The organism is Vibrio sp. 661 (assembly GCF_033339315.1).
GTDB lineage: Bacteria > Pseudomonadota > Gammaproteobacteria > Enterobacterales > Vibrionaceae > Vibrio > Vibrio alginolyticus.
Genome location: NZ_JAWOUJ010000110.1, coordinates 1 through 1,143, shown reverse-complemented (window position 1 = coordinate 1,143; position 1,143 = coordinate 1). Strand labels below are relative to the sequence as shown.

Genomic DNA, 1,143 nt, shown 5'->3' with positions numbered 1-1,143 from the left:
TAATGAGCCAACCGCAGCGGCGATTGCCTACGGTCTGGATTCCGGTCAAGAGGGCGTGATTGCAGGTTACGATTTAGGTGGCGGTACGTTCGATATCTCTATCCTACGTTTGTCGAAAGGCGTATTTGAAGTATTAGCAACAGGCGGCGACTCTGCACTTGGCGGTGATGACTTTGACCACCTATTAGCGGATTACCTAATGGAGCAAGCTGGCCTAGAAGCGCCGCTTTCTGCTGAGAAAAACCGTGCATTACTGAACATTGCAACGGCTACCAAAATTGCTTTCTCTGAGCAAGACAGCGTAGAAGTTGACGTGTTTGGCTGGAAAGGCACTGTAACACGCGAGCAGTTCGAAGATCTGATTCGCCCACTCGTGAAGAAAACTCTGATGTCTTGTCGTCGTGCACTGAAAGATGCTGACGTAGAAGCGGAGGAAGTACTTGAAGTGGTGATGGTTGGTGGCTCAACTCGTACCTTGCTTGTCCGTGAAATGGTAGGCGAATTCTTTGGTCGCACACCACTCACTAGTATCAACCCTGATGAAGTGGTGGCTATTGGTGCGGGTATCCAAGCAGATATTCTTGCTGGTAACAAGCCTGACTCTGAAATGCTGCTGCTTGACGTGATTCCATTATCATTGGGTATTGAAACCATGGGTGGGTTGGTTGAGAAAATCATTCCGCGCAACACCACGATTCCTGTTGCTCGCGCGCAAGAGTTTACCACCTTCAAAGATGGTCAAACGGCGATGAGCGTGCACGTTGTGCAAGGTGAGCGCGAGATGGTGGATGATTGTCGTTCACTTGCGCGTTTCTCACTAAAAGGTATTCCTCCTATGGCGGCAGGTGCTGCGCACATCCGAGTGACGTACCAAGTTGATGCTGACGGTTTACTATCTGTGACTGCAATGGAAAAGAGCACTGGTGTTCAGTCCGAAATTCAAGTGAAACCTTCTTACGGTTTAAGCGATAACGAAGTTGCGAACATGCTGCGTGATTCGATGACTCACGCCAAAGAAGACATGCAAGCTCGTGCGTTAGCTGAACAACGCGTTGAAGCCGACCGGGTGATTGAAGGTTTGATCGCTGCGATGCAAGCTGATGGTGATGAACTACTATCAGAGCAAGAAAAACAAGATCTATT

The 1,143-nt window shown here is 49.1% G+C and carries 1 protein-coding gene; it reads left to right on the top strand.

Annotated features, from left to right (window positions below):
• Window positions 1–1,143 (top strand): Fe-S protein assembly chaperone HscA (hscA, locus tag R7P69_RS25050; protein ID WP_318121805.1); only part of this gene is annotated, 1,143 nt, incomplete at both ends.